Consider the following 21,433-nt stretch of genomic DNA (forward strand, 5'->3'; position numbering starts at 1 on the left):
AATATAATACCTTTACAAATCTTAGTTCCAAATGTTATTTACCCATTCCGGATGATCAATAAAAGGATTGCGATTATGTTGATATTTTGTAAAAATTATTTCATTACGCTTTCGCTCTAAATCATCGACCGGATCTTGTTCATTCCATTTTAGTAATACAGATAGTTTCCCCATGTACGGATCTTTATTGTTATTCACCTTTTCATTTAGTTCCAAATCTATTTCACCGCTATCCCCTTCGTAACGAACAGCCATGTAAAACAGCATTCTAGCGATGTCTCCTTTTACACTATCACGAGGTTCCCAAGAATCACTATCATATTTACATTCTGTCGCTTCCGAATGATTCACACCACCATTATCAAAATCCAGATTTCCACGTGAACTATTTACAGATACATCCGTCGCTCTTAAATGATGCAGATCTGTTCCAGGTCCTGCAGCCGTTCCAAAATCACCATGAGATTTTGCCCAAACATGCTCTCGGTTCCAGTTATTAACTCCTGAACCATTCGTAAGTTTCCCTTGCGAACGCCCAGTATATAAGAGTATTACATTGTTTTTATTATTTGGATCTTCATCCGTATCTCTTAGCGCTTCCCAAACCGCACTGTATGATAACTTTGTATGATCATCAATAATATTATGAAGTTCCTTCTTTAATTCCAAACCCGTTTTTCCTATTGCATTATTATAATATGTATCGTCATAGCTTTTTACAGTCATCTCTTGTGGTGATACAGAAGCTACTTCACCATGTATAGTATCTGTGAATGATAGAGATGCAGAACCTAAAATAAAGAATGAAGATAGTGTAACCATAGCAAGCTTTGTATTTCGAAACTTCATATACCCATTTCCCCTTTAAAATATAATTTGAAGTCATTTACTAAAAATGTTCTCCCTAAAACTACGAAAACGTTTAAAACTCCATTCCCCTTCTCTTTTATTTAATACAAAACCCTATTCAGTCTGTATCATTTCCATACTTTTGGTTTATCTACTTTTCAAACAAATTCACTTTTCACAAGGAATATCCTTCCCTAGTAAAGATTATTAAACTATTCTTTACAATTAAAAAGTAGTTTAATGTTAACTTATAAATTTCAATTTTTTTATGCAATTATGCATATTTAATAAATTTTTCAAAGAAAACCGTGCAATAAAACAGATAGAGTCTAGGACAGCAATCGTACAAATCGAGATGATAGCTCGGCTCTTCCTTTTTCCATAACTGTCTTTATTTTTTGTGTAAAACTCTTCTTTCTCTGAAAAATAAGTACAAAAATAGATTGGATACCATGTAGGCACCAATCTATTTTTATTAAAGAAACTGTGTTAATTCTGCATTGACAACACGTTGTGCAGTAATGATAACACTTTCAGCTGTTATTCCATAAACACTATATAGTCCACCAGGTTGATTAGGAACAATTTGAACTTCATATTCTAATGCTTGTCCAAAAGCAGGATGAACTAAACTTAGAGTTTCAATAGTAGAAGCATTAGAATTCACATTGAAATTCACCTGTTCAATTAATACTATTGAACCGTCAAGTCTAAAAACTCTAACTACTCCAGTAAGCGGGCCAGCAGTACGGTTAAGGATTTTCACCCTAACTCTATTTGCATTAGCAGGTTGATTTCCCAAGTTTTCAATAGGACCTGTAGTAAAAGCCATTTTACATTCACCTCCATTATATTATTACGATATTCAACATTATATATTAACGCTATAAACTAATTATTCAATTCTTTCTAAATAAAAAAGCTCATTTCTTATATTTTTCAATAAGAAACAAGCTTTTCTTTTTCAACTATCATTCCTAAGGTAAATCTATCTGTCTCGGAAACTTTTGGAGCTAATTGACGTTTATGTTGAGCATACAACTACTTCTATTTATTTGGCATCGAATCTATATACTTTTTAACTACTTCATATACATATTCTTGATTTGCCGCTGCTGTATTTGGGTTGTATTTTCCGCCGTTTGTTTTATTGTTAGATAATACTCTAATTCCTAAAAATGGTACGTCATAAGCTTTTGCGATTTGCGCTGCAGCAGCGCCTTCCATTTCTTCTACAGATGTACCGTATTTTGTATGGAACCACTTAATTCTATCAACTTCATTATTCCAAACGTCTGCTGAACCTATCGTACCCTCAACCACTTTACCTTTTGTATATGTATCTTTCACTGCATTAGCTGCTGCAAGTAAATCCTTATCTCCCTCGTAGTATCGAATTTTCTCAGCATTTGGATCTTCTCCTGCACTTCCTTCAGAAGCCATTAAATCCATAGATATCCATTTTGTTGGCTCAATCCCTTGATTCTCATCCATATTTGTGGTTTTTAATGAACCTATATTTGCAACTTGTTTTCCTAACACAATATCAAATACGTTTAAATTAGGATCATGGCCACCCGATGTTCCTTGGTTAATAATTGCTATAGGCTTATATTTTTCAATAGCCACTGCTGTAGCAGCTGCTGTATTTTCCATTCCTTTACCTGTTTTCGCAACGATTACAGGATAATTGTCGACAGTTCCTTTATAAAATACAAATGTTCCAGATTTTTCTTCTTTCACATTTTTTAACCTTTTCGCAAATTTTTCTGCTTCTATCGGCATTGGACCTTGAATTAAGATAGGCTTTTCGTTGCTTTTTGCCTCAACAACTTGTTTTGGACTCGCATTACATCCCGCAAGTATTGAGGATGACAATGCAATAGTAGTTACTAGGGTAGCACATTTTTTTAACATATTGTTCTTCATAAATAATCTCTCCTCTTTCTCTTGTTGTTTCATATACTCGATGTTTTCGCCCAAAGAAAAAAGTTCTAGAAATTGTAGAAGAATCTCTACTTTCTAGAACTACGGTAGTCAAAGTTAATGAAGCAAAAGACGAGGTCAATGCTACATTATAGAACGGTAGCGGCTCCATACACAAACCGACCGAATACTTTAACCCGTAGTCCAGTTCTTTCATTGGGAACTAGGTAGAAACGCTCGGACCATATTACCGAGTATATACGAGTGATGTTATTCAAAATTATTATATGGATAATATAACAAACTATTAGTATGCACGCAATATAAATATGAACATTTTTATAAAAAAATACAAAAATGTTCGTTTTTAAAAAAGGTAATCAATGATTATTCCTGGTTTTAAATAAATTTTATCGTAAAAAAATATAACAATATATACTAAACGAACAAAAACGAGTTCAATTGCGAAAAGTCCTGTGAGACGAGAAAAGAAGCCAACAGAACCAAATATGGACATAGCTAGAGCTAGTTGAGTTAATGCTTTTTGTTCATAATGAATCTCCTTATATCTGCACATATTTGTAAAACAGGATTATCTCTTTTCTGGCATACCATCTCGTGTAATTATGTTAGCCCACATCTGGTTCGGAATTTCTAATTTACTTCTGCTATCTCGAGGTAGGATGTTCACAATATTTTCTTCCCTGCCTTCCTCTACTTTTTTCACCCAATCTGGTTCCATTAATATTTCTCTACCTAATGCAAAGAGGGGTACATCTTTCTCCAATACGGCTAGCGCTTCATCAGGTGTATGAATCGATCCTAGTGAAATAAAACTGGTTCTTCCAGCAATGACATCTCGAAAGATTTCTGTTCGTGTTAATTTTCGATTTGAGCCGCTACGAGGAAGCGACCATACATTCTTTACAGAAAGATGTAAATAGGAAAGCTCTTGATCAGCCAATCTATTTACAAATGCTACAGTATCATCCATCTTTATACCCGATTCCTCCTGTTCTTCAGGTGAAAATCGATAACCTATAATAAATTGCTTGCTAGCATAGTGATCACGTACACGTTTTACTTCCTCTATAACTGCAAGTGGGAAATTCATTCTTTTCTCCAATGTACCTCCCCAATAGTCGCTACGATGATTAGAATAAGGAGAGAAAAATTGTTGCATTAAATATCCATTCGCACCATGAATTTCTACACCATCAAATCCCGATTTGATAGCTAAATAGGTTGCTCTTCCAAAGTCTTGAATCGTAGATACAATTTCATCTTGACCTAGTTCACGAGGGATGTATTCTTCTCCGGCTTCTTTATAAATGCTTGCTACAACACCACTTGGACTAACCATTTGTTCTCCGCCTGTATACCCTGGAAGAGATTCACTGCCACCATGGTGAAGCTGCAAAATTGCTTTTGCCCCTTTTGCTTTAATTGAATTTGCTAAACTTGTAAGACCGCTTATACTTTTCTCGTCATACACTTTCATTTGTCTAGGAAAACTTGTAGCCACAGGTGAAATCGTAGCTGCAGCTGTAATAAACATACCAGGACCTGCAGCTCTTCTTCTATAGTAGGCAATCTCCTCGTCAGAAACACGTCCGTCTTCTTGACCTGAGTAAGTTGTCATAGGTGCAACTACAACCCTGTTTTTAAGAGTCGTTCCATTGGAAAGATTATACGGAGATAGTATCTTGTTATATTTTTGTTTCATCATTGTGTCGATTCCCCCATCATTTAATTTTTCTGAAGCTGAATTTATTGTATTCTTGATCTTTGTATAAGTAAAATGAATGTTTTTCATTTATTATATTCGATTTTCTCATGTATAATAAAAAGAAGAAGGAGATGATAAATATTGAATTTTTTTCAGTTGGAAGTCTTTTTACAAGTTGTAGAGAATGGAAGTTTTACAAAAGCAGGAGACCAAATAGGACTTACACAATCAGGAGTCAGTCATAATATAACAGCCCTAGAGACAGAACTTGGTGTGAACTTATTAAAACGTGGACGAAATGGAGTATCCTTAACGACTGCAGGTGAGTATATTATCCCTCATATACGTGCAATTGTTGAAAATATGGCACATATTGAGCAAAAGGTTGCCGCTGTGAATGGGATGGAAATGGGGAAACTTTCAATTGGGAGTTTTCCCAGCTTTACTGCTAGATTTATACCGTTTTTATTTTCTATCTATAAAGAAAAATTCCCTAACATTGAGATAAGGCTTTATGAAGGTGGTTACGATGAAATCATAAAATGGGTGGAAGAAGGAACAGTAGATTTTGGTTTTGCAGCATTGCCAGTCAAAAACGTGGAATTTATTCATCTGTTAAATGACCCTTTATCTGCTGTGATATACGAAGGCCATCAATTTGAAAAGAATTCTATTATCAATTTAGAAGACTTTATTGGAGAAAACTTTATTATGTTGCGATCTGGCTGTGAAACACTAATCGAAGAAAAATTTCATACAGCAAAGATAAAACCAAGCATTTCATACGATATTAAAGATAACCAAACAGTGCTTTCAATGGTTGCCGGAAAGCTAGGAATTACAATTATGCCTGACCTTGCTTTACCAAAAAAACTAAAAGATATACGTAGTCTACCGCTGAATCCAGAAATCTTTAGAGAGATTGGATTGGTTAAGAAATCAGCAAAAGAACTAACTCCAGCCGCAACAGAATTTTCTAAGATTGTTCAAGACCATTTTATAAACCGCTAATGTAAATCGGACTTTATATAAAAAAATAGTTCAATTAAAAGCGTATTTTGATCAATCTTCTTCAAAAATAAAAGGGCTTATTCTATTACATAATCAAAGTTTTAAACTAACATTTGTTATGTTGAATTAAAATAATGATTCATAAAAAATCTATCTTGCAGAATATTTTTTTATTCCGTTATTTGTGGGCAGTCAAACCCCCACAAATAGCGGGATAAATCATTATCTAAAATTAATTAAACTAAAGCTTCTTCCCCTATGTATATTTACTTCGTTACCTCACCAAACTGCGCTCTCGTTACTTTCGCCAAATCTTCAACTTTCAGCTCAATTTGTATACCAATTTTCCCTCCACTTACAATGATCGTTTCAAGTGATTGGGCGCTTTCATCGATACATGTAGAAAATAACTTCTTCATTCCGACTGGTGAACAACCACCGCGAATGTATCCTGACACTTTCGTAATATCTTTTACTGGAATCATTTCAATTTTCTTTTCACCAACTGCTTTTGCCGCTGCTTTTAAATTCAGTTCCTCATCTACCGGAATGATAAACACATGATAATTTTTACTATTCCCTTGAGCGACTAACGTTTTATATACTTCTCTCACTTCTCGTCCAATTTTCTCGGCTACTGACACGCCATCAATTTTCCCATCGTCTGGATCATATGACATCATCGAATACTCAATTTTTTCTTTATCTAATATTCGCATCGCATTCGTTTTATCTTTTTTCATGAGCTTCTCCTTAAAAGGTTATTTCATATTATTAAGTTTTCTTTTATTATACACCCTTTTCCATTTCTCCTACATAACTTCACGCATTTTTCAAAACTGAAAATATTGATATTTCAAAAATCATCTGATATAATTTGGAAAAACTTATGTTAAGGAGAGATTTGTAATGCGAAATTTTAATACTTCTTTCCAACTTCATCATCATACGTAACGCCGTGTATCCGAAGAAAATTTTTTCTTCGTGGGTACAGGGCTTTTCCTGTTTACCCACGAAGCGTTCATAAAGCTATGTGGGTGTTTTTATACCTGCATAGCTTTTTTCAATTTAAAAAAGGAGTGATTACAGTGGAAATGAAAAATGTAAAAGGAACAAAGGACTATTTACCAGAGGAGCAAGTGCTGCGAAATAAAATTAAAAGAGCGTGTGAAGATACGTTTGAACGTTATGGCTGTAAACCGTTAGAGACACCTACGTTAAATATGTATGAACTTATGTCTTACAAGTATGGCGGTGGTGATGAAATTTTAAAGGAAATATATACACTTCAAGATCAAGGAAAACGTGAGCTTGCTTTACGTTACGATTTAACAATTCCATTCGCAAAAGTCGTGGCGATGAATCCAAATATTCGCCTACCTTTTAAGCGTTATGAAATCGGGAAAGTATTTCGAGATGGTCCGATTAAACAAGGGAGATTTCGTGAGTTTATACAATGCGACGTTGATATAGTCGGTGTTGAGTCTGTCATGGCGGAAGCTGAACTTATGAGCATGGCGTTTGAACTGTTCCGAACGTTAAACTTAGAAGTAACGATCCAATATAATAACCGAAAATTATTAAACGGTATTCTCCAGTCCATTAACATCCCTACTGAATTAATGAGTGACGTAATATTATCATTAGACAAAATTGAAAAAATTGGGATTGATGGTGTACGGAAAGATGTATTGGGGCGCGGAATTACTGAAGAAATGGCTGATACGATATGTAATACCGTATTATCTTGTCTAAAGCTTACAATTGCTGACTTTAAAGAAGCTTTCAATAATCTACTCGTTACCGATGGAATAAACGAATTACAACAACTACAGCAATGTTTAATTGCTCTTGGAATAAACGAGAATGCTATATTCAATCCGTTTCTAGCACGAGGACTCACAATGTACACAGGTACCGTATATGAAATCTTTCTAAAAGATGGCTCAATTACATCTAGCATCGGTAGCGGTGGTCGTTACGATAATATTATCGGAGCATTCCGTGGTGATAATATGAACTATCCAACAGTCGGTATTTCATTCGGTTTAGACGTTATTTATACAGCACTGTCACAGAAAGAAACAATATCCTCTACAGCGGATTTATTTATTATCCCACTCGGGACAGAATTACAATGCTTACAAATTGCCCAGCAATTACGATCCACTACTTCATTGAAAATCGAACTTGAACTAGCAGGACGCAAACTAAAACGCGCCCTTAATTATGCCAATAAAGAAAATATCCCTTATGTACTTATAATTGGCGAAGAGGAACTTAGTGCAGAAACAGTTGTGATGCGGAATATGAAGGAAGGTAGTGAAGTGAAAGTTCCCCTTTCTTCTTTAAGTAATTATTTATAATACAAACCACCCTCGTTTGGGTGGTTTTTCTATTTTATAGATAACCAATAATTAATTTACATAAAATGATTATAATCTACTTGAAACACTAAAATGGACTACAGGAATCTATCATCTTTTATTACTTCCTTGTTATTATTTATTTCCAAGTCTTGTTAACCTATATGGGATACCTTTACTACTATTGATTGTTTTACATATCACTACTTTTTTATTAGCTAAAAAAGAAGGCATGAATACGTACCCTCATTATATCGGTATTATCGTTACTCTAGTTGCCTTCTTTCCTTATATAGCAATCGTTCTACATATTATAGCAGCAATCTTCCTTTTATTAGACGCTACTTCCACTACTAAAAATGAAGTTTGTAATTCATAGTAGGATAAAGCGAAACTTTTATTACGGATGGTGTTGTCTATATTAGCACACACCAAAGTCTTTTTCACAAGTAGCACGCCTCCCGCTAACTCCTTTGCTTCAGTAAAGTTTTGAGGTGAATCGGCAAAGAGCAAAATCAGTAGCACACTCTAGCTTTATTGCTAATATCCAAAAAGGATTTACTTTTTAAGTAGATCCTTTTTTAATGGAAAGCGAATTCCTTACTTCGGATTAATGAAAGAATATTCCGATTTATTTTTATAAAATTCTAAATATTTACAATACCCCTAAATTAACATACATTTTAGTTACACAAAAAAATCTAAGTTTAAAGGAGATGAATTCATGCTTAAGAAATTGATAGTAGGTGCAGTGGTAGCCATTTCATCATTAACTGTGGGATTAGGATCAGTATCAGCTAGTACCGAAAAAGATTATACGATTTCCTCTTTTGAATATGTAACTGTAGATGAAAAGGCTGTAGATTCGTTTCACAAATTGGGTGCTCCATCAAAGGAAGACGTAAAAATAACGTTAGTTCTACCGAAACAAAATCAAAATGGAGACTGGTTATCTTATGGATTTTCGAACAAAGAAAGTTTAGAGTCTTTTATTGAAAAAGATAAACAAAGGTTGAATCATACAATCACTCCCCTTGGTGTTGGAGGGAGCGGACCTGGTAGTACAGACTTCTATAAACGTACAGGTAGCGAGTATTTTTCTCTAAGTAGCGGTTATAAAAACTTGTCCCCTAGTTGGCAAAATCAAATTTCTTCTGTACGTACAGCAGCTCCTACTGCTAGCTATTCAACAACGCTATGGGAACGTACTTCAACTGAAGGATATGGAAAAGGTGTTGTTTTTAGACACGCTGATTGGTATGGTAAAACTGCAAACTTGAGTGACTTTGCAACTTCAGCAGTTGAAGTTAAAAAGTAAAAAACATAGAAATAAAAGGTGTCTTCACATATGGAAAACACCTTTTATTTCTAAAACTCTTAACTGTTATTTTTCGTATTTCTACTCTCCAAAACTTTCTCCATATTATGAGTTGCCCATTCCATCATTAATAGAATCATTGGACGAAGTGATTCACCGAGCTCAGTTAACGAATATTCTACTTTTGGAGGTACTTCGCGGTACACTTCGCGATGTATGATGCCATCTGCTTCAAGTTCTCTAAGCTGCAGTGTTAACATTCTTTGTGTGATATTAGGTTTTAATCTTTTTAATTCATTAAACCTCTTTGTACCATCTAATAAATGATACAAAATAACCCCTTTCCATTTCCCTCCAATGACCTCAACCATCGCTTCCACTGGACAAGAATATTTATTTAAAAATGGGTAATTTATATTATTTTCTTTTGAACAATCCATAATAAATCCCTTCCCTTAACATTAGTATCTTTTTTGATACTATACCACATAAATGTGCGTACTTGTTTCCATGTTACTTTAAAAATATAATTTACTTACAAAATAAATTAATGAAAAGAGGAACTTTTATGACAAATACAAACCAAATGACAAAAGAAAAAATTATGGAGGCTTTTCATTTCAGACATGCATGTAAAGCGTTCAATCCTATGCAAAAAATTTCAGAAGAGGATTTTAATTTCATTTTAGAAACAGGCAGATTATCTCCTTCTTCTTTTGGATATGAACCTTGGAAATTTGTTATCGTACAAAATAAAGAAGTAAGAGAAAAACTACAACCATATTCATGGGGTGCTGGTGGGCAACTTGCAACAGCAAGTCACTTTGTCATTGTTCTTTCAAGAAACATTAAAGATATGCATTATGATGCAGATTATATTAAATATATGATGAACGATATTATTGGATTACCTGAAGACACTCAAAAAATTAGATATGAATTCTTCAAAAGGTTCCAGGAATCAGATTTTAACTTATTCCAATCCGACCGTGCTGTATTTGATTGGGCATCAAAACAATCTTATATCGCTTTAGGTAATATGATGACGAGTGCAGCTCAAATTGGTATTGACTCTTGTCCAATAGAAGGATTTGATAAAGAGAAAGTAGATTCTTTACTTCGTCAAGAAGGCATTGTAAAAGACGATAATTTTGAAGTATCCGTTATGGCTGCCTTTGGTTACCGTAAAGAAGAGCCAAAGCGTGATAAAACAAGACAGACTATGGATACAATTGTTGAATGGATTTAGTAATATAGCACTCAAAAAATATTCCTCCTTATTGCTGGATACTCATACTAAAGAAGTAGAATTTGATTTTTCTTATGTATGAAATTGATTTTTCATGGAAAGATATGTTAGTATGTATGCAGTTTGAACGCTCTATTTTTTAGAGTCGAACAGGAGGAGAATGAATATGTCTGATATTGAAGTTGGCGAAGTGTTTACTCTTAGTGATGAGAATAACGAGGATCAGGAAGTAGAAGTACTTGGAGCGATGGATGTCGAAGGCGCAGAATATATTGCAGTTGCTTTCGTAGAAGACATTCAAACAGAAACTGAGGAAGACATTGATATCTTCTTTTTAAAAGTAGAAGAAGATAATGAGTTTTCATACATTGAAAATGATGAAGAGTTTGATAAAGTATCGGCTGCTTTTGATAAGATTTTGGATGAGCAAGAAGAGCAAGAGTAATATTCGTTAAAAACTCGAGGGGGATGCATATCCGCCCTCTTTTTTTATTCATCACTTACCAAGCTACATATTAAAGAGACTTATGAAGCCATTTCAGTACATCTTTCATCGCAAAAGGTCCATCTTTTTTAACGTGCTCCGCAAATTCTGAAACGAGACGTAATGTTCTCACACTTTCGATTGGATGTTCTCCTGATGCACTTTCAGCAGAAAGCATCACTGCATTCGTCCCGTCTAGTACAGCTTGAAAAACATCGGTGACCTCTGCCCTTGTAGGAATAGAATGATCTACCATAGATTGAAGCATTTGTGTTGCTGTAATAACATATGTATTCGTTCGATTACATTCACGAATCATCATTTTTTGTAAAAGCGGAATAAATTGATACGGCAATTCCACACCTAAATCCCCTCTTGCAATCATAATTCCATCTGCCTCTTTACATATATCTTGAAAATTCTCGATCGCTTCCATCGTTTCAATTTTTGCAATTAAACTTGGAGACGTTTCTTTATGCTCTTGTATAAAATCTCGTATTTCCTTTATATGACTAGGTTTTCGTACGAAAGAACACGCGATAAAATTAACACCTTCTTCTAAAAGAAATTGAATATCTTTTTTATCTTTCTCTGTCATAGCCGGTAAACTAACTGTCGCACCTGGTAAATTCACCCCCTTATGAGATGAGATATTACCACCTGTTTTGATCTTTGTTTCTATTTTTTCCTTACTTACCTTTTCAACAATTAATTCAACCTCTCCATCATTAATCAAAATTCTACTGTCTACTTTCACATCATTCGCAATACCTACATAATCCACACTTGCTTCTGTATTACTCCCTATGACTGGTTGCGTATGTAAAAGAAAAGAATCCCCGGCCTTAAGTGTAATTTGATCTTCCTTCATTTCACCTAATCTTATTTTAGGACCTTGCACATCACCTAAAATTTTAATAGAGTCATCTAAAGATTTCACTAAACGAATGATGTCTTTATGACTTTCATGCGTGCCATGTGATAAATTTAGCCGAACAATTTTCATACCATTCTTTATTAACTGCACTAACGTTTCTTTATTATTACTTGCTGGTCCTATTGTACACACTCGATCAATTGTCATTCTTGCCACCATCCTTTTTCAGATAGGTTTCCCACAAAAAGTTAAAAATAACATAGGGAATACAATAACAGCTTTAAACTTTACAAACGAAGTAATCCTACATACAAACGTAGAATTGCTTCGTACATGATTGATTTATACCGTGTTTCGTTTTTACCGTTAATGCTCTCCTTTACTATCTTTTCTTTTTCCGCCGCTACAATTAATGAATACATAATCCGATTGTTTTGTATTACATTCGATGCGATGCTTCGAACTCTCTTTCATTACCACCCTACTTTTCATTCATGTGCTCTTCTATAAGTGTAAATCTACATTTACATGAATTTCATATTGGTAACCCTATTTCCATGTTCGCTAAGCAATTAAAGCTATATTCAAATTATTAAAATGAAGATATGTTAAATCAACAGTAAAAGAAAAGTTAAGTATCGGATAGATTGTTGAGAGTTTCGAATTTTTCGTATATTGTATGAATTGAGTTCGAACTCAAAAATTAAAAAAGGTGGGAAAATTAGTGAATATGAAAAAATCTTTAGCGGTGACAACTTTAGGGTTAGCGGTTTTAGGTTTTGGTTTTACTAATAACGCAAGTGCCTCAGAGGTGGGTGCTGCAGACAAGCAGCCTGTTTTAGTTGACTTTGATACAATTCAATCAGCAAAAACATCCAATGTTTCTAGTTTGACTGTTGCAGCTGCACCTAAGAATGATTCTAACATTAGCGTATATACTCCCTTTTTTGGTAACCCATATGCAGTTGCTAAATCCAAATCAACTACGACCGAAGACTATATTTATGCAAAAGCAAGGACTTTCAATGGCGATGGCTCATTAGTGAATACGAAAAGTAATAATGCAAAAAAATCATCTTATGTAAGTGCTACAGCGACCAACACAAGCGTTTATTATGGAGATGATTACGCTATTGGTAATCATACCTATAAATTAAATGGTTATAATGATGTGAATCACGAAACAAAAGCTTCCTGGTAAGAAAGAGAAAAAAGATATGCATCTTGCATATCTTTTTTCTCTTATATTTTAAATATATTGAGGTGTTATTTATGAAAAAAATATATATCATTATCGTTTGTTTACTTATTTCTTTCATTACAATGTATGTTTTGTTCCATGCTTCAATTATACAACCTTATACACCTTCCAAAGAAAATAAGAGAGAGCAACAAACCAATACTATTTCATACGGCTTGAAGGATAATCAAGGCCAACATATTAACAACGGTAGTGAAATTACTAGTGAGAATAATACAATTAACGTATCGTTATCATTTATACATAATATTGACGAAGACCGAAAGTATGGATTAATTGTTCTAGAAGATTACGTACAAAAACCTTTTAAAATAGAAAATACTGTAAATGAACTGTCACACTACTCTTTCGATATGAAACCAAATAGTTCGATTACTACGAAAATCTCTTTACACACTTCTCCTAACGCAAGCGAATTAGCCTTTTTGATTATTAAAAAACCTGAATATAAATTAAAAGATAATGACTTACATAAAGCGTCTATACTAGAAGAGATTTTAAGTGTGCGATATTCAATACATCATCCTCATAAAGAAAGTGAAACATTAAAGTCTACGCCTATACAGCCAAATACTATTTTAAAAGATGGTTTTTATGAGCCATTATTTGTTACGAGCAATGAAGAGAAATTGCAAACGGTATTTTCTGAAAAGGAAGGTGAAACATTAACTCTATCTAACGGTAATGAAACAAAAGATGAAATACCTTATGCAATCGTGGCCTTTAAAGATTGGGAACAAGTTGCATTATTCCATAATAAAAATGTCGCTTATACTACAGTCGCACCAGAAACGAGACAAACTTTTACTTTCACACTACCTGCAGTGGAACAGGAAAGTAATTTCCAAATAGTCGCATTTCCATTTCCTTATAAAGTTAGTGAAGATCATTATGTCAGTCAACAAGCATACGGTTCATTTCGTATCGTAATTGAAAATAAAAAATAAATATGTTCCAACTTTATACAATTACAACAACGTAAAAAGCCTACTCACACAAGTAGGCTTTTTCATACTACGATAACTTCGTCAATAACTGATTTAAATCTTTTTTCGTTTTCGACGTTAACGACTTCATTTTCGTAATATCGATCTTTTCTTTTTCCGCACCTACAATTAACGGATACATACTTTGACCGATTGTTTTAGAATCCGTCGGATGTGATGCTTCTAACTCTTTTTCAATGACATCCCACTTCTCATTAATTTGTTTTCCAAGTTTATTCACTGTTTCTAATTTAGGGTTAGCAGCTAATTGCTTGTCTAAGCTTTCAATTAATGCCACAACTTCTTTTACGTTCGTTTTCACAGCAACATTTTTCTTCGAATCTTTAGTAGTCTTTCCACTTGTCGTTTGGTCTGTCGTTTTGCCGCTAGTTGATTGATCTGTTGCTTTGCCACTAGTAGTTTGCTCATTCGTTTTTCCTGTCGTTTCTTTTTCTTTTGTCGTTTTGCCGTTATTTTCTGTTCCAGACGATTCTTTTGTATTTTTTGCATCCTTATCTGTTTTTTCATTTGAAGAAGTATTTGTTTCTTTTTCAGTATCTTTCGTTGTTTTTGACGCTTCATCTGTACTTGTCGTTTTTGTTTCTCCTTCATTTTGTGCCGTTACTTGCTCTTTCTTTTCTACCTCTTTATCTGCTGAAGGACTACAAGCTGCCATAGTAAGCATTGTACCAATTGTTATCGATGCGATAGCGACCTTTTTCATTTTCATATAAATCCCCCTATGTTTACGTAATTTATCCTCCCCTTTACGATTCTATTTCCCCTTAAAAAATCCCTTTTCATATGAATCACCATCTTTCCGACAGTAATCTTCATAATAATACGTACAAAAACTGATAAACCGATTTGAATATTCGAGTTTCTTCTACTTCATTTTTCCTCTCTGCTGTAAAAGAAAAAGAGTATATTGTCACATCAAGAATTACTATCCTCATATGACAATATACTCTCCTATCAAATTTTTCTCTTTCTTGACATTTTATTTATACAAAAAAATATAAATATCTTAATTTTTTTGTTTCTCAACAATTGTTAACATAATATTTTTATGAAAAACCACCATTTGAATGAATGACTTGCCCAGTAATCCACTTCGCTTCTTCACTTACTAAAAAAGATATTAGGCGCGCAGCATCCAATGATTCTCCAACTCTACCTTGCGGGAATTTCCATACTAAATAATGTTCTAATTCCTCTGTAATCCACCCCGTATTCGTCGGTCCTGGATCAACGGCATTAACGGTAATCCCCTTCTCCATCGCAACTGGTGCTACTGATTTTGTAAATGCTTCAATTGCTCCTTTCGTTGCCACATATGCTAGTTCATCTGGCATTGGACCTAATGACTGCCCTGAAGTAAGATTAATAATACTTCCACTCTGCTTGTATGCATAATGTTTTATAAATAATGAACTTAATAACATAGTTGCCCGAACATTCACTGTATAATGTTTATCTAACTGTTCTACATTTAATTCCTCAATTCTCGTATGAGTAGCATACGCTGCATTATTAATTAAAATAGATGGATCGCCTAATCGTTCTGATACCATATAAAACAAACGATTTGGTGAATAAGACTGTGATAAATTGATTTCTGCCATTTCACATCGAACACCGTAACTTTCAATCTCCTTCTTCAACAAAAAGGGCTCTTGATCATTCATTCCCCATGGCATCGCTTTATCATACTGAGACCAGTATGTGAAAAAAATGTCTATCCCTTTTTGAGCAAGCACCTTGCATACAGCTGCACCAATTCCATTCAGACGAGTTGCCCCTGTTACAATTGCTATTTTCTTCACCTTTTCTCCTCCATCTATGGATAAATCCCCTGTACGAATACAGAGGATCTACCTTCTTAATTAATATTTGACAATATACGTTCTGCACCTAATTTTAAAATTTTAATAAAGATATAATTTACAATCGTAAACATTGCAAATAAAACGATAAACATAACCCAAAGTCCGACTTGAAGGAAGAAGTATAATACACTTACTCCGGCTACAATAATTAAAGCTATTAAAATATTAGCTAAAAAATTCCACAAAGTTGTATATCGACTTTTAAATAATTTCTGCTCTGTATCCCAATGAATATCTGCAGTTTGTGCGTCCCAGCGTGTTCCAATTAAATTAATTAATAACAACCCGTTCGCACTTAGTAAAAACCACAGTATCATGAAGACTGGAGAAATTCCAGCTACAACTGCCATCGTAATACCAAATACTGCTAAAATAATCACATTAATTAACCAAGCAGTGATCGCTTTCGCAAAAAAGATATCCGAAGCTTTTACTGGTAAATATCGATTCACAAACCATGAGCTTCCATCACGTGAAAATGACGTCGTTGCAATGACGTTACTACCCATCAAAAATAACGATGCACAAAGACCAACACCGATTGCAAACCCCGTTGTCTCTGGGTTGTTAATATACTCTGTAATAAACTTTAAATTCCCATCTTGTACAAATAAAATAAAGAACAACATAATCGGCATAACGAAAGTTTGTACGATACAATTTAAGAAAAATTGTGGTGTACGGAATAACGTTTTAAATTCTTTTTTCACATACGCTTTCAAATGTGAACTTTGTACGGTTGATTTCTGTAAACCTTCTGCTGAAATGACCTCTTTTTTTGCTGTACTCGTTGAAAGTCCAATAACCCCTTTTAAATATGTACGCTCTGCAATGTAATAAAACAACACAAAGAAGACAAATGAAATAAGGGCAAAGATCATTACATATAAAGGTCCCTTCCAATTTGCACTTTCTACTAATGCCACTGCTCCAAAATATGTAGTTGGAAAATAATTTGTCATTTGTACTATAAGAGAAGATTGATTATTTACAAGATATTCCGCAGCCCCGTCTCCAGAAAACGCACTTTTATTTCTCCACTGCATAAATACGTTAATTCCTACAATAAATAGTATACTTACGATTCCAATAAATATATTTCCTCGATCTTTATTTTTTGCTATATTTGTATACCTCATGATTACTGTCATCAGTAACGAAGCTAATACTAACGGCACGATCGGGAAGAGTAAGTAAATAAAAATCATATATATGTAATATGTAATAAATGCGCCACTTTTTAAACCGTACGTAATGAAGATTGGTAATAAAATGAATGAACTCATTACGTATTGTGTAATTAATACCGTTAAAAATTTTGCCGAAATAATTTGCGCTGGTTTTAATGGTAACGGCAGTAACATTTCAATATCATTGCTGTAGTAAAATACAGTTAAAATGTTCGTAATACTCATTAAAAATACCCATATACTCGCAATCGCAAGTCCCATTGCGATAATCATTCCTGGGTCTTGCCCTAATTGTTTCATACCTTCATACATTCCGTGCGTCATCGAACCAAATATTAAAAAGCCAACAAATAAAATAGCTGCAAATGAAAATACATATGCCCATCGCTTCTTCTTATCTGTTATGAAATCTGCATAATTTAATTTCAATAATACTTTTGTTAACGTCCAAATTTTACTCATTGCCCGTCATCTCCAAGAACATTTTTTCAAGTGATTCATTGGATTTAAAATGATCTCTCATTTCATTTAAATTTCCTTTAAACTGCAAATTCCCCTTATTAATAATAGCAACCCGGTCACATATTTTTTCCGCTACTTCTAATACGTGTGTAGAGAAAAATACAATCTTCCCTTTATCCGCATGCTCTCTCATCATTTCTTTTAAAATATAGGCAGATTTCGGATCAAGCCCTGTTAACGGTTCATCTAAAATCCATACATCTGGCTCATGCACGAGCACACCAATAATAACGATCTTTTGTCTCATACCGTGTGAATAACTTTGAATTTGATCAGATAAAGCATTATAAAGGTCAAATTTCTTCGCTAAAGACTCTATTCGTTCTTGACGTACTTCTTTCGGCACTTCATACATATCTGCCATAAAGTTTAAATATTCAATTCCCTTTAATCGTAAAAACATATCTGGGCTATCTGGAACATAACCAAACGTCTTCTTCGCTTCCATCGCCTCTTCCATAATATTTTTGCCGTTAATCGTAATAGTCCCTTTGTCCACCCCATGAATACCAGTAATCATCTTAATTGTCGTTGATTTACCAGCACCATTCGGTCCTAAAAACCCAAAGATTTCTCCGCTAGGCACAGATAAACTTAAATCTTTTACTGCATAGGTAGACCCATTATAACTTTTTGACACATTCGTAATTTCAATCATTACATCCAATCCTTTCCTTAATTACCAAATAACTATATTGATATTATAGCATACTTCTATTTTAAGATTTTTACATTTTTCAGTTTATTTAACCTTTAAAATAAATGTACACCCCTAATCCAACAATTAAAACGACGGCTAATATAATATAAATCATCGTAAGACGTTTAATATTCCCTTTTGTCGCTTTACTATAATTCGCATCACCATTTCTCCCGATTAACACCGTCGCAATTACAGTAATCACTACAAGTAATACAACAATCATGATCCAATTTAGCATTCCTTCCTCCCCCTCCTTACAATCATTTTACAATATTATCCTCTTCATTACGCAGTATATTTCCTCTTTTTACTATTATTATGAAAAGAATTGGAAAACTATTATTACCATACATTTCTATATGTGATATATTTATAACATAATGTGATTTATTTATAACATGATAAGGAGGATATATTTATGAAAGCAACTTGGATTAAATATTTAGGATTTCTCGGTTTCTTCGGTTTTCTCGGATTTTTTTATGAAAAAGGATTGTTTACTATGTTCTGTTTCTTCTCCTTCTTCACATCGTATAGAACGGTTCAACACGATGAACTGTTTGAACAAATTGTCAATAAATCGTGCCGCAATGCATTTATCGTTACATTACTAACTACCGCTATCATTATGTTTATTGAAATGCTATTTCCAAACCCTACTTTACAAGAGATTGATATTGCTGTTATTTTCGCTACACTTATTCTTACGTTCGGTTTCTCTATGTTCTTTTACGATAAACCAGTTGATGAAATGGAAGATGTACCATGGCGTTCGTAACGAAAATAAAAGAATACCGCGCCAAATCGAATATGACACAAGAAGATTTAGCAAAGAGCGTTGGTGTACGCCGTGAAACAATTATCCATCTAGAAAAAGGAAAGTACAATCCTTCCTTACAACTTGCTCACGATATAGCGAGAGCACTTCATAGTAAGATTGATGAAATTTTTATTTTTGAGGATTAATTAAGCACACAAAATCACTAGAATTACATAAAAAAATACCGTCATTCTTTCCAAAAAGAATGACGGTATTTCTCATTGATCATCCATATAAAACTGCATGAAATACGCCTAACAGTAAGTATTGATCCTCTATATAATCATCATCATACACATTCATCTCGATGTAATACATATCTTCCTCAAGACGAATATTCCAATCTGCGATTACATAGCCCTTTCGTAATAACTTTCCAAGCCCAATTGAAGTTTTGTGAACAACATATTCTTCTCTCTTATATGTAAAGGTAAATAAGAAATTTGCGTCTAATAACTTTCCGTCACATACAAGTATTTCATGCTCTGCATCATTATTATCTTTGTACGTTACTAAAATCCTTCTTTGGCGCTGCCTACTTACATCCTTTGCAATGACGCGAATAGTGTCCTTACTATCCTTTATTTCATAAATGATATTACTACCGATTTTTGGAATGAAGTCTAGTACTCTCATCAACGTATTTTTATAGTAGCCCCGTACTACGCCTACTTGTTTGCTTTCATTATAAACTTCTATTGATATCGTATCCGCTTTACTATCACACGGTCGTTTGTAAGAAAGCTGCATCATTCGCTCTCCTCTTAAGTACTGATCAAACGTCACAGGATATTCTATCGCACGCAGTTCCTTATTTAACTCATTTATATAACGCCCAACGCTCTCTATTAATGCTGTAGTAGATATACGTTCCTGAAGTTCAAATTGTTGCCAACTGGAATAAATTCTCCACTGATTGTCCTCTTCATAGGAAAAACCAAGAATTATCTCATCACGGTCAGCCGTTTCATAATTCATATGTACGTTCTGCCCGTATTGAACTTGTTCCAACCACTGTCCTAAATAAATGCCAAGCTCTGCAACCTTCATGCATGACTTTTGAAAAAGTACTCTTTCACTCGCGCAAATCGTTACATCTCCTTCGATAAAGCCCTTTGAATAAGCAACATACCGTGGCTCATCCTTCTGCGGGAGACTTTTGTCTAACTCAAATAAAAACGTTAACATCCTTTATTCACCTCTATTTGTTACACTAATCATACATGACATCGCATTACTCTGAGAAACTATTTATATACGTATATTTAATTCACGCATTATAACACGTGAATGACCTTGTATAGTAGCGCTATTTTTTGTTCTATATCTTAGTATATGAACTTATATCAACGATTTTTTCAATATATCTATCGCAACTTACAATATATCAACGATTTTTCAAATATATCTATCACAACTTACAATATATCAACGATTTTTCAAATATATCTATCACAACTTACAATATATCAACGATTTTTTCAATATATCGATTTTTCGACAAACATCAGCACAATTAAAATGAAGCTACCTTTTCTTCCGCCACTTCCACAATTTCTAAAGTTTGTAGCAGACTCTCCACTTCATAAGTCGGCTTAACACCCGTCATATTTTCTTTCAAACTCGGATTATACCAACACGTATCAATGCCGTAATCTTCTCCGCCTTTCATATCAGAAGTTAGCGAATCTCCAACCATTAGTACACTTGATTTATCCCTAATCCCAAACTTTTCAAACGCATAATCAAAAATCTCACGTGCTGGTTTTTGATGCCCCACTTCTTCAGAAATAATAATATGTTCAAAGAAGTTACGTAAAGGCGAATTTCCAATTCTCGATTGTTGCACTTTTGTGTATCCATTCGTAATGATACCTAACTTGCAATCTTGTAGATTCTCACATAATTGTACTGCACCTTCTATAAGGTGTACTTCTTTCCCTAAGTTTTCAAGGTATACATCACTAAATTGCTGCGCATCTACTTCTATATGATGAAGTGCAAATAATTGTCTAAATCGATCTACCGCTAATTCACTTAGCGTAATCATTTTATTCTCTAAATCTCTCCATAACCCATTACTAATCTCTTTATAACTTGCAAGATAATCATTATACCCTGTAGGCATACCGAACTGTACAAACGCGTTATGTAATGCGTTTCTTTCCGTTTCAGGGAAATCTAATAATGTATCGTCTACGTCGAATAATATAACTTTGTATTTCATGATGTTTTCCTCAACTCCTATTTTCA

General features: G+C 33.9%; 25 protein-coding genes and 1 riboswitch. Of the genes, 10 read left to right on the forward strand and 15 right to left on the reverse strand.

Going from position 1 to position 21,433, the window contains the following annotated elements:
• Positions 1-21: 21 nt before the first annotated feature.
• From JDS95_RS00665 to JDS95_RS00680, 4 genes are all read right to left on the reverse strand, one after another.
• Positions 22-849 carry an endonuclease I family protein gene (locus tag JDS95_RS00665; protein WP_085450393.1) on the reverse strand — a complete coding sequence of 276 codons (828 nt, stop codon included), beginning with the start codon at positions 847-849 and terminating at the stop codon, positions 22-24.
• A gap of 475 nt (positions 850-1,324) precedes the next feature.
• The gene (locus tag JDS95_RS00670; protein ID WP_085450394.1) at positions 1,325-1,681 is read right to left on the reverse strand and encodes an ATPase; all 357 of its coding nucleotides are present in this window, start codon (positions 1,679-1,681) and stop codon (positions 1,325-1,327) included.
• A 215-nt stretch (positions 1,682-1,896) separates the two neighbouring features.
• The gene (locus JDS95_RS00675) at positions 1,897-2,778 is read right to left on the reverse strand and encodes a 5'-methylthioadenosine/S-adenosylhomocysteine nucleosidase (RefSeq protein ID WP_000794668.1); all 882 of its coding nucleotides are present in this window, start codon (positions 2,776-2,778) and stop codon (positions 1,897-1,899) included.
• 177 nt (positions 2,779-2,955) lie between these two features.
• A riboswitch (purine riboswitch) is annotated at positions 2,956-3,059 on the reverse strand.
• Between the two features lie 308 nt (positions 3,060-3,367).
• Positions 3,368-4,504 carry an NADH-dependent flavin oxidoreductase gene (locus JDS95_RS00680; RefSeq protein ID WP_176220231.1) on the reverse strand — a complete coding sequence of 379 codons (1,137 nt, stop codon included), beginning with the start codon at positions 4,502-4,504 and terminating at the stop codon, positions 3,368-3,370.
• A gap of 141 nt (positions 4,505-4,645) precedes the next feature.
• On the opposite strand from JDS95_RS00680, the gene JDS95_RS00685 reads away from it, so the two are divergent.
• Positions 4,646-5,515: a LysR family transcriptional regulator gene (locus JDS95_RS00685; RefSeq protein WP_001008983.1), complete on the forward strand. Its 870-nt coding sequence runs from the start codon at positions 4,646-4,648 to the stop codon at positions 5,513-5,515.
• 266 nt (positions 5,516-5,781) lie between these two features.
• Here JDS95_RS00685 and ybaK read toward each other — a convergent pair whose 3' ends face one another.
• On the reverse strand, positions 5,782-6,258 hold the full coding sequence (gene ybaK, locus JDS95_RS00690; RefSeq protein WP_000710867.1) for a Cys-tRNA(Pro) deacylase: 477 nt from the start codon (positions 6,256-6,258) through the stop codon (positions 5,782-5,784).
• A gap of 345 nt (positions 6,259-6,603) precedes the next feature.
• Between ybaK and JDS95_RS00695 the strand changes: the two genes are divergently transcribed.
• The 3 genes from JDS95_RS00695 (at position 6,604) to JDS95_RS00705 (ending at position 9,199) form a co-directional block, all read left to right on the forward strand.
• Positions 6,604-7,881: a histidine--tRNA ligase gene (locus JDS95_RS00695; protein WP_085450396.1), complete on the forward strand. Its 1,278-nt coding sequence runs from the start codon at positions 6,604-6,606 to the stop codon at positions 7,879-7,881.
• Between the two features lie 106 nt (positions 7,882-7,987).
• Positions 7,988-8,260 carry a hypothetical protein gene (locus tag JDS95_RS00700; protein ID WP_085450397.1) on the forward strand — a complete coding sequence of 91 codons (273 nt, stop codon included), beginning with the start codon at positions 7,988-7,990 and terminating at the stop codon, positions 8,258-8,260.
• A gap of 345 nt (positions 8,261-8,605) precedes the next feature.
• Entirely contained in the window at positions 8,606-9,199 is a 594-nt protein-coding gene (locus JDS95_RS00705; protein WP_199690141.1) for a hypothetical protein, read from the forward strand.
• A 59-nt stretch (positions 9,200-9,258) separates the two neighbouring features.
• Here JDS95_RS00705 and JDS95_RS00710 read toward each other — a convergent pair whose 3' ends face one another.
• Positions 9,259-9,639, reverse strand: coding sequence for a winged helix-turn-helix transcriptional regulator (locus JDS95_RS00710; RefSeq protein WP_000340640.1), 381 nt, complete (start codon positions 9,637-9,639; stop codon positions 9,259-9,261).
• 128 nt (positions 9,640-9,767) lie between these two features.
• On the opposite strand from JDS95_RS00710, the gene JDS95_RS00715 reads away from it, so the two are divergent.
• Positions 9,768-10,448, forward strand: coding sequence for an NAD(P)H-dependent oxidoreductase (locus JDS95_RS00715; protein ID WP_000185745.1), 681 nt, complete (start codon positions 9,768-9,770; stop codon positions 10,446-10,448).
• Positions 10,449-10,608: 160 nt separating this feature from the next.
• Positions 10,609-10,893 (forward strand): DUF1292 domain-containing protein, encoded by a 285-nt coding sequence (locus JDS95_RS00720; RefSeq protein ID WP_002039126.1) that lies wholly within the window; start codon positions 10,609-10,611, stop codon positions 10,891-10,893.
• 70 nt (positions 10,894-10,963) lie between these two features.
• Here JDS95_RS00720 and JDS95_RS00725 read toward each other — a convergent pair whose 3' ends face one another.
• Together JDS95_RS00725 and JDS95_RS31520 are read right to left on the reverse strand one after the other, a co-directional pair.
• Positions 10,964-12,028 (reverse strand): pyruvate kinase, encoded by a 1,065-nt coding sequence (locus tag JDS95_RS00725; protein ID WP_002044155.1) that lies wholly within the window; start codon positions 12,026-12,028, stop codon positions 10,964-10,966.
• A gap of 147 nt (positions 12,029-12,175) precedes the next feature.
• Positions 12,176-12,301, reverse strand: a complete 126-nt coding sequence (locus JDS95_RS31520) for a hypothetical protein (protein ID WP_255535816.1) — start codon at positions 12,299-12,301, stop codon at positions 12,176-12,178.
• 232 nt (positions 12,302-12,533) lie between these two features.
• On the opposite strand from JDS95_RS31520, the gene JDS95_RS00730 reads away from it, so the two are divergent.
• Positions 12,534-13,010, forward strand: a complete 477-nt coding sequence (locus tag JDS95_RS00730; protein ID WP_001056341.1) for a hypothetical protein — start codon at positions 12,534-12,536, stop codon at positions 13,008-13,010.
• Positions 13,011-13,081: 71 nt separating this feature from the next.
• The gene (locus JDS95_RS00735) at positions 13,082-14,017 is read left to right on the forward strand and encodes a hypothetical protein (RefSeq protein WP_033661331.1); all 936 of its coding nucleotides are present in this window, start codon (positions 13,082-13,084) and stop codon (positions 14,015-14,017) included.
• A 67-nt stretch (positions 14,018-14,084) separates the two neighbouring features.
• Here the strand turns inward: JDS95_RS00735 and JDS95_RS00740 are convergent, their stop codons facing one another.
• From JDS95_RS00740 to JDS95_RS00760, 5 genes are all read right to left on the reverse strand, one after another.
• Entirely contained in the window at positions 14,085-14,786 is a 702-nt protein-coding gene (locus JDS95_RS00740) for a hypothetical protein (RefSeq protein ID WP_199690142.1), read from the reverse strand.
• A 337-nt stretch (positions 14,787-15,123) separates the two neighbouring features.
• Positions 15,124-15,882 (reverse strand): SDR family oxidoreductase, encoded by a 759-nt coding sequence (locus JDS95_RS00745; RefSeq protein WP_000716979.1) that lies wholly within the window; start codon positions 15,880-15,882, stop codon positions 15,124-15,126.
• A gap of 56 nt (positions 15,883-15,938) precedes the next feature.
• Complete coding sequence (locus JDS95_RS00750; RefSeq protein ID WP_000036866.1) at positions 15,939-17,597, reverse strand: putative ABC transporter permease subunit; 1,659 nt, start codon at positions 17,595-17,597, stop codon at positions 15,939-15,941.
• Entirely contained in the window at positions 17,590-18,315 is a 726-nt protein-coding gene (locus JDS95_RS00755) for an ABC transporter ATP-binding protein (RefSeq protein WP_000570202.1), read from the reverse strand. Before JDS95_RS00755 ends, JDS95_RS00750 begins: the two co-directional genes overlap by 8 nt.
• 88 nt (positions 18,316-18,403) lie before the next feature.
• Positions 18,404-18,598 carry a hypothetical protein gene (locus JDS95_RS00760; RefSeq protein WP_000935860.1) on the reverse strand — a complete coding sequence of 65 codons (195 nt, stop codon included), beginning with the start codon at positions 18,596-18,598 and terminating at the stop codon, positions 18,404-18,406.
• A gap of 180 nt (positions 18,599-18,778) precedes the next feature.
• Between JDS95_RS00760 and JDS95_RS00765 the strand changes: the two genes are divergently transcribed.
• On the forward strand, positions 18,779-19,138 hold the full coding sequence (locus JDS95_RS00765; protein ID WP_199690144.1) for a DUF3796 domain-containing protein: 360 nt from the start codon (positions 18,779-18,781) through the stop codon (positions 19,136-19,138).
• Entirely contained in the window at positions 19,126-19,326 is a 201-nt protein-coding gene (locus JDS95_RS00770; RefSeq protein ID WP_144467297.1) for a helix-turn-helix transcriptional regulator, read from the forward strand. Before JDS95_RS00765 ends, JDS95_RS00770 begins: the two co-directional genes overlap by 13 nt.
• A gap of 79 nt (positions 19,327-19,405) precedes the next feature.
• Here the strand turns inward: JDS95_RS00770 and JDS95_RS00775 are convergent, their stop codons facing one another.
• Positions 19,406-20,368 (reverse strand): tubby C-terminal domain-like protein, encoded by a 963-nt coding sequence (locus tag JDS95_RS00775; protein WP_199690146.1) that lies wholly within the window; start codon positions 20,366-20,368, stop codon positions 19,406-19,408.
• A 328-nt stretch (positions 20,369-20,696) separates the two neighbouring features.
• Positions 20,697-21,407 (reverse strand): YjjG family noncanonical pyrimidine nucleotidase, encoded by a 711-nt coding sequence (locus JDS95_RS00780; RefSeq protein ID WP_199690148.1) that lies wholly within the window; start codon positions 21,405-21,407, stop codon positions 20,697-20,699.
• Positions 21,408-21,433 lie beyond the last annotated feature (26 nt).

Source organism: Bacillus cereus group sp. N24 (assembly GCF_016483345.1).
Taxonomy (GTDB): domain Bacteria; phylum Bacillota; class Bacilli; order Bacillales; family Bacillaceae_G; genus Bacillus_A; species Bacillus_A toyonensis.